This is a genomic window from Faecalibacillus sp., assembly GCF_047023275.1.
GTDB lineage: Bacteria > Bacillota_I > Bacilli_A > Erysipelotrichales > Coprobacillaceae > Faecalibacillus.
In genome coordinates, this window is the sequence record NZ_JBKYAR010000028.1 from 25,606 (window position 1) to 33,166 (window position 7,561).

A 7,561-nucleotide genomic window follows, 5' to 3' on the forward strand; every position below is an offset into this window, starting at 1 on the left:
TCCTCCTATAATTTTTCAATCTTTCCATCTAAAATATGATATTTTACTAAACCAAAACATTTTGTATCTAAAAATGGTGTATTCTTTGCTTTTGAATAAATATTATCTCTCGTAATCGTATATTCTTCATTTAAATCAATGATGGCAATATTAGCTTTTTTACCAACTGCCATATCATGATCCAATCCAATGACTTGACTTGGATTGACTGTCATACATTTTAAAACAGTTTCTAAATCTAACAAATTCTTTTTAACTAAATATGTATAAACAAGACTAAAAGCATGTTGATTACCAATAATACCAAATGGTGCTTGATCAATTGGTTTTAATTTTTCTTCATCACTATGAGGTGCATGATCTGTTGAGATACATGTCACTGTTCCATCTTTAAGTCCTTCAATTAAAGCATCTAAATCTTCTTTACTTCGAAGTGGTGGATTCATTTTATAATTTGGATTTAAGTTTTTAATATTTTCATCTGTTAAAATCAAATGATGTGGACAAGCTTCTCCTGAAACAGGAAGTCCTTGTTTTCGATATTCTCTTAACCCTGCCACAGTTTCTTTAGTAGAAATATGACAAATATGATAACGATTACCAATTTCTTTAGATAATTGTAAATCACGTAAAGCATGATTATATTCTGAAGCATTATTGATTCCTACAAGACCATTTTCTTTAGAAACACGTCCTAAGTTAATACATGCTCCTTTTTCAAGTTCTCCTTCATCTTCACAATGAGCAACAATAATACTATTGATTGCTTTTGCTTCTTTCATGGCTTTTGCCATCATTTCTTTACTTTGAACACCTTTTCCATCATCAGAAAATCCCTGTACAATATCAAAAGCATTATTTTCTTTAAAATCAACAAGCTCTTGTCCTTTTAAATCTTTCGTAATAGCACTATAAGTATATGTATGAATAGAGCTATCTTTTTGAACTCTTTGAATAAAATCTTCAATAGTTTCTTTATCATCCATACATGGATTTGTATTAGCCATCGCTACAATATGCGTATACCCTCCATATTTAGCAGATAAAGTTTCTGTTTTAATAGTTCCTTTATGTTCAAATCCTGGTTCACGTAAATGAACATGAAGATCAACAAAACCTGGTGTTACTAAAAGATCTGTACAATCAATTATATTTTCACCATCTAAATCATGACCTATTTGACTAATTGTTTCACCATCAATTTCTACATCTAATTTTTGAATTTTATTTTGGTAAAAAACATTTCCATTTTTTAATACAGTTTTCATAGTTTCTCCCTTTTTCGATTAAAAACATCTTTATTTTTATCATATAAAGTATACTAAATGATACTTATTTTTTCAATGAAAAAACGGCATAAAAAAACAGCCAAGAAGGCTGTATTTTTATTATCTTTTTTTATTATTTTTTCTTGCTGCTTCAGATTTTAATTTTCTTTTTAATCCTGGTTTAACATAGAATTCTCTTTTACGAGCTTCAGCAAGGGTACCTGTTCTAGATACTTGTCTTTTAAAACGACGTAAAGCGTCATCTAAAGATTCGTTTTCTCTTACTACAGTTTTTGCCATGATGATTCCCCCCTTTGACTCTTAATTTACAAAAGTATTATATAGAGAATCTTTCCTAATTGCAAGAAAATATTGTTATTTTTACGCATAAATATTAATTTTTTGCGTATAATATACTTTTTTGCCCTATTTATGCAAAAAATCACACGAATTTGGTAGTTTCATAAGCTTCTTTTCAATATAGCTACAAGATGGAATTATTTTCATAGAATTGTCTTTTACATAGTCCATCAAAGCATCAAAAAGCTTTCCTGCCATTCCTTGACCTTGATATTTTTCATGAACAACTGTTGAAATAACATCAATCACATTTTCTTCTTTTTTAACATATTTAATATAACCGACTTCTTCATCTTGATCTTTTAAAACAATAAGACCTTCTTTATATTCTATTTTCATCTATATACTCCTTTTTTATTTATAATAAAGCAGAAATGATTCCACAAATAATAGCCGCAATTATTGGATAAAAAACAAGTGTAATCAACCATTTTTTAAGATGAACTTTCAAAGGAATATAAGGCATCAAATCTTCTGTTTGAGGAATGATCCAAGCCTTGGTATGTCCTACCCATAAAGTATCTACAACAATACGATCAAAAACACCCATAATAAGTAAAATACCTAAAAATTGCATAAAAGCAGGTAAAAATTCTCTTGCTCCATTAATTACATAAACACAAATAATAGAATAGCCAAAATAAAAAAGTAAACCCCATGTTTTAAAACGTTTTCCACCTGTTTTAATCTTTTCTTCTGTAATTAATCCTAAAGAAATAACTCTTTCTTGTACTTCTTTATCATATAAATAAACCATATTTACTGGTCCATCTTTGATTCCCCAAGCACAACTCAAATAAAGACACAAACTTAAAATCAGACCTTCAATGATAACATTCATACTCTCCCTCCTTTAAAATAAATCTAACATATTATCTAAATAAATTGCTTCTCTTACATGTATTTGATATTCCGGTTTGACCATATAATAAAGTAAAAATTCTAACACTAAAGCACTTCCTAAACTTCTTCCCTCAATTTTAAATTGCGAAAAGCCTTTTGGCAGATAATTATTTTGAATATCTTCAACACTAATAAAACTAGGATTTTGCATTGCTTTTGAAAAGCGATATCCTTCTTTAGAACCTGGAGCCTTACATATATGATCTAAACAATCTTCTCCTAGATTTTGACGGCTAACTGTTTCATAACATTTCTTTCGTTCAAGACATCCTATAAAACAGCATTCATTACATAAAAATTCAATTTTATCTTTTTGTTTTTGTGAAAGATTTTCTAATTGTTGAACTTTATTTAAACGAAAATCTGGAACAACATATAAAAAGTCATCCCTCTTTAATTCATCAATTAATTCTTCAAATTTTGTAAGAACTTTCGTTGTTGAAGAAACAAAATAAAAACGTGGATATTTCTTTTTTAAATATTCCATCAATAAATCAGAATGAATAATAATTCCACTTTGAATCTCACTCTTTTCAAATAAAGCACAAAGGTCATTACATCTTTTATCTTGAAGATGTTTTTCTTGGAGTAAAGAATTGCTGAAAGTAAGTCGCGAGGAAATATGATATTGATTCATAAGAGAAAGAACTTCATAAGGGTTTTGATTTCCTTCACCAAGACGTCCTCCACCCCATAAACAATCTTCAGGACTTCCATAAATAGAACCTATTTCACACCAATCATAAAAGTATTCTCGATGATGATAAAATAAAGGTAAAAAGACTTTATACAATTCATAAAACTCAAATAATCCCGGTAAATGAAAATAAGCTTTTTCCTTTTTTAACATTTTCCTTTTTCTCCTTTCACTCTTTGATATGATCTAAATTTTTCCAACCATAACGTATAATAGAAATAATCATCGACAATTCACTCACAACTTCATCTAAAATACCTGCCCAAGAGCCAACAATAAGATCATAAACAATCCAAAGTGGAGAATTAATCAACATCCCTGCAAGACGTATTTTGTGTGCATTGTTACTATATCCAGCAATCGTTGCAGCAATATTAGCCATCACTGGTAACATAGAAATCCACCCTGACCACGTAAAAGCCATTCCTACTAATTGTAGAGTACAAATAAGCATACACATTTTTTTACTCTTTAATTTTTCATTTTGACTACCTAGGCAAAATGAACGAATTGTATTTAAGATATAGCTGATTCCACCGGTAATAGCGCCCAGTAATAAAAGATGAAATGTATAGCATAAATAAGACACAAATTGCACTCGAAAAAGATTTTTATTACTTTTGCATTGAAAAGAAATAAAGAATAAAAAAGTGCCTATTAACCCTATTATTTGTATAACAAAATCACTTTTCATTAAAAATCTCCATTAATAATCAAAAATTATGACTGTTCCATTTTCTAAAGAAAACTTTGCTGCTTGCCATAAAATAGAAAAAGCAAATTTAGCTAGTGATTCCGTATTATAATCATCTCCATAACCTTCGCTCTTTTGCCAAGATATAATCGTTTCTTCATCTTCATTCCATTCAAAACGATTATATCTTTCTAATTCAGCTAAAAGTAAAGAACTTGTTGCTAGTGTGCATTTTTCATCATTAGGTAATACATAATTAAACATGATGTTACGTTTAATTGGTATCCACCAACCACTTCCATCAAATAATGAAACTTGAAAGTCTTTTGTTTCTATAAATTCTTTAACAATAGGATGTTCATAAATATTGATATTTCTTTCAATAGTTTTTGGTACTTCTTGATTTGTATATTTTGCTGAAATATATAATAGTAAAGCATTTAAAGCATCCCAATCTGGCTTATTTGTATAATAAGGTGTCGTTTGGTAATCTTCATGCCATAAAACATCATCCATTTTTAATCCATAAATGATGTTATCTTTCCAATTTGTAGTAATATCCAATACTTCTTCAACAGATAAATCTTCTTCCTCTTGATTGGAACGAATTGTTTGAAACTTTAAACCATGACTTTCAGCATATTGTTGTGCTTTTGTTTTTCAATGATGTGTATAATAACGTGTTAAAGTTCCTGAATAAACATCTAATCCCATAACAATCTCCTTTAATTCTTATTTAAAAATTTATGAGCCCCTTTTAAAAACAATTCATATCTTTTTTGTGTTACCTCATTATCTTCTTCATTCCAAACTTCAAAGATATATTCTTTATTATTTTGAATTATAGAACATAATTGTTTTGCCGTATAATGTTCATCATTTAAGTTATATAATTTTATAATTCTTTTATCTAAAGTTTTATTATAAACATCTTTACTAGTATATCCTTGTATATGAGTTAATGGATCTATACATTGTTCATGATACTTTTTACAAGGTTTACAAATATCATCTCCATCAATTGTTAGTTTTAAATCAATAGATGGGTTATCAATAATTTCATTAGCAACCTTATAAAAATCATGTCCCATTTTTTCATCAGGAACAAATTTTTCTATTCCTGATCCATATAACTTAATAATATCAATAAAATGATGTGGTTTAATTAAAATCGTATTCATCAATTAATTTTCCTTTCTAAAATTCACCCTCTTTATATGCTCTTGCAATAACATAAGAAGGTTCATAAAATGCCCCATTTGTATAGTTATCAATTATTTTACAAATATCATCATTATAAACGCGTATAATACCCGATACATAATCTTCCTCTGATAAAGCTGTATCTACAATAAGACGCATATATACCTTTCCCATATCGGTAGGTGTCGGTATAATTGTACATAATTCTTTATCAACATCTTTTATATTAAATGTTCCTTTTTCTAAATGATATTCATTGATCCAATCATCAACGACTTTATCAGGATTTTCACAATGCAACACACTTGCAAGACTGATAAGATGATAAAGATTTTCATAACCAAGAGTATTAACAACATATTTATTTCTTTGGTGTATTTTACGTGCAACACGTTCAATCATTGAACACATAAAGAAAAGATCATTTTGTTGAATTTCTTCGTCTTCAAAGTATTTATTAATCATAATGAATAACTCCTTTTAAAATGAAGTTGTTTTAAAGCTTTCTCGCTACAAAATACAATTTGATGAGTAGGATATTTGAATTTAACCAATTCCCAAAAAGCAGTTCTTGAAATTTCTCCACGTGTAAAATCATCAACATAATTCCAAATAGTATCATCAGCCATTGGACCTTCTACCATGTCATAATCATGTTTAGTACCTTGTCTACAAGTCACAACAAAATCAAGCCATGCATCCGTCATTTCACCAAATACAAGTGTGTTTAATGATTTGTTTTCTAAATAATCATAGACATTAACAACATGTCCATGTTGTTTAACTAATGCCCAACGTTTTGCTTGTTTTTCTAAATTTGTACAATAAAAACCATAACCAAAATCTTTATAATGACCATCAGTAATAATTTTAGGTTGCTCTATAATTGTTTTATCACCTTGAAATAACTCTATTTAAATCATCCTTTCATTAATTCTTTTAACACTTTTCTAACATTATGAGCAGCATCTTCTTGTATTTCGATAATTCTTGCTCCTCTAGCTTTCGCAACTTCTCTTAAATCAACAGATATTCCTGTATGAAATGAACATCCTACTACCAAAAAGATATCTCCTGGTTGTAATTTATAAACCATTTCATAAGCCTTTTGATAATTTGGTGCTGGATCACCATAAAGTACCGGTTTATTATATAAAGAATATGCAATATCCATTTCATCATCTTCTGGTAAACCACCATGTAATTCTAAAGCATCACTTCCAGCTAGTTTATGCAATCCATCAATATTCATCGTAATAATTGGTACATGATACTTGGCTAAAGCAATATGCGCATCATTGGGTTGAGCACCATTCATATTGGCTTTAAGTTGTTTAATAACTTCATTATATTCTTCATGATGTGTATTGGCATAACTTCTAAATAGTTTTTCCCTTACATCTGGTCTTTCCATAAATGTTGGAATATTACTTTGTTTTGATATTCCTGCTCCTGTAAAAGCTAATATTTTCATATAAATCAACTCCTTTAACTAATCAAAATTATATCACATATTTCTATTGGTTATCTATTTTGATTTAACATATTAAAGAATTATCTTCATACACTAAATAATTCTATATATAAATCTAAATGTATTTTTTAAAGAATAACATTTATTTTCGAAAGTGATATTAAAACTTATTATAACGCATTAAAAAGTTGATTAAATCGCAATATTTTTACATATTATATGGTATAATTTTTTAAAGATAGAAATAATAAAGCACTTCGATGTAATGAATTTATTTTTTGAAAAAAGGAGGTTTTTGCAATGGAAGAAAAAAGAATAAAAGCACAATTTTCAGTAACAAGTATTTCTGATGATGTACCACAACTTATTTTAAACGAAGATGCTTTAATGATTAAAAATGAATCTAATGTAGACATTACCGTTCCGTTTAGTAGTATTAATAATATTAAAATTTTACCTGTTAATAGAATCTACAATCCATCTATAGGTCTTTTAAAAGATGGTTTTAAAGGTTTTATGTCACATCGTAATTCTGGAAAATTTAGTATTTATTTTAACTATTTTGTAGATTTAAGCCTCTATACAAATAAAGGTAATTATTTTTTTGAAAGTTTAGACATCGAAGAAAATACATCTAAATTTATTTTAAAATTAAATGATATTTTTAAAATAGAAGATGATGTAAACTTAATCACTTTATTCCAAACAAAATCAACTAATGAAATAAAAGGTTACATGGATAAACATTACAAAGATTGGGCAAAAACTTATAATTTAGAAAATCCACGTACTACATTAGATGATAGTATGGTAAGGTTGGCTAAAAATAAAATTAAAAAACATTAGGTCTTGAAATCAAAGTTTCTCATAATGGGAAACTTTTTTATTTATAGAAATTTATAAATTGTAAAACCTAACCCAAGATAAATGTTGGTAAGTATTTCTTGGAAAACTAATCAAAT

Annotated in this window: 12 protein-coding genes; 1 reads left to right on the top strand and 11 read right to left on the bottom strand. The window is 27.9% G+C overall.

Going from position 1 to position 7,561, the window contains the following annotated elements; translation table 11 throughout:
- Positions 1 to 5: 5 nt before the first annotated feature.
- The 11 genes from ACLVEP_RS09885 to ACLVEP_RS09935 all read right to left on the bottom strand — a co-directional run bounded on the left by ACLVEP_RS09885 (position 6) and on the right by ACLVEP_RS09935 (position 6,599).
- A complete protein-coding gene (locus tag ACLVEP_RS09885) occupies positions 6 to 1,268 on the bottom strand; it encodes a dihydroorotase (RefSeq protein WP_032090439.1) in 1,263 nt (420 codons plus the stop codon).
- A gap of 120 nt (positions 1,269 to 1,388) precedes the next feature.
- Positions 1,389 to 1,568 carry a 30S ribosomal protein S21 gene (gene rpsU / locus ACLVEP_RS09890; RefSeq protein WP_022002829.1) on the bottom strand — a complete coding sequence of 60 codons (180 nt, stop codon included), beginning with the start codon at positions 1,566 to 1,568 and terminating at the stop codon, positions 1,389 to 1,391.
- Between the two features lie 126 nt (positions 1,569 to 1,694).
- Positions 1,695 to 1,967: a GNAT family N-acetyltransferase gene (locus tag ACLVEP_RS09895; protein WP_412584544.1), complete on the bottom strand. Its 273-nt coding sequence runs from the start codon at positions 1,965 to 1,967 to the stop codon at positions 1,695 to 1,697.
- A 19-nt stretch (positions 1,968 to 1,986) separates the two neighbouring features.
- A complete protein-coding gene (locus ACLVEP_RS09900; RefSeq protein ID WP_412584546.1) occupies positions 1,987 to 2,469 on the bottom strand; it encodes a hypothetical protein in 483 nt (160 codons plus the stop codon).
- Between the two features lie 12 nt (positions 2,470 to 2,481).
- Positions 2,482 to 3,381, bottom strand: a complete 900-nt coding sequence (locus ACLVEP_RS09905; protein WP_412584547.1) for a hypothetical protein — start codon at positions 3,379 to 3,381, stop codon at positions 2,482 to 2,484.
- A 16-nt stretch (positions 3,382 to 3,397) separates the two neighbouring features.
- Positions 3,398 to 3,922 carry a YgjV family protein gene (locus ACLVEP_RS09910; protein ID WP_412584549.1) on the bottom strand — a complete coding sequence of 175 codons (525 nt, stop codon included), beginning with the start codon at positions 3,920 to 3,922 and terminating at the stop codon, positions 3,398 to 3,400.
- Between the two features lie 12 nt (positions 3,923 to 3,934).
- Complete coding sequence (locus ACLVEP_RS09915) at positions 3,935 to 4,486, bottom strand: hypothetical protein (RefSeq protein WP_412584550.1); 552 nt, start codon at positions 4,484 to 4,486, stop codon at positions 3,935 to 3,937.
- A 161-nt stretch (positions 4,487 to 4,647) separates the two neighbouring features.
- Positions 4,648 to 5,103: a hypothetical protein gene (locus tag ACLVEP_RS09920; RefSeq protein ID WP_412584551.1), complete on the bottom strand. Its 456-nt coding sequence runs from the start codon at positions 5,101 to 5,103 to the stop codon at positions 4,648 to 4,650.
- Between the two features lie 16 nt (positions 5,104 to 5,119).
- Positions 5,120 to 5,590, bottom strand: coding sequence for a hypothetical protein (locus ACLVEP_RS09925; protein ID WP_412584553.1), 471 nt, complete (start codon positions 5,588 to 5,590; stop codon positions 5,120 to 5,122).
- Positions 5,587 to 6,039, bottom strand: a complete 453-nt coding sequence (locus tag ACLVEP_RS09930) for a DUF3990 domain-containing protein (protein WP_412584560.1) — start codon at positions 6,037 to 6,039, stop codon at positions 5,587 to 5,589. Before ACLVEP_RS09930 ends, ACLVEP_RS09925 begins: the two co-directional genes overlap by 4 nt.
- 5 nt (positions 6,040 to 6,044) lie before the next feature.
- Entirely contained in the window at positions 6,045 to 6,599 is a 555-nt protein-coding gene (locus ACLVEP_RS09935; protein WP_412584555.1) for a Sir2 family NAD-dependent protein deacetylase, read from the bottom strand.
- Positions 6,600 to 6,899: 300 nt separating this feature from the next.
- Between ACLVEP_RS09935 and ACLVEP_RS09940 the strand changes: the two genes are divergently transcribed.
- Positions 6,900 to 7,445 (top strand): hypothetical protein, encoded by a 546-nt coding sequence (locus ACLVEP_RS09940; RefSeq protein WP_412584557.1) that lies wholly within the window; start codon positions 6,900 to 6,902, stop codon positions 7,443 to 7,445.
- The last annotated feature ends 116 nt before the right edge of the window (positions 7,446 to 7,561 follow it).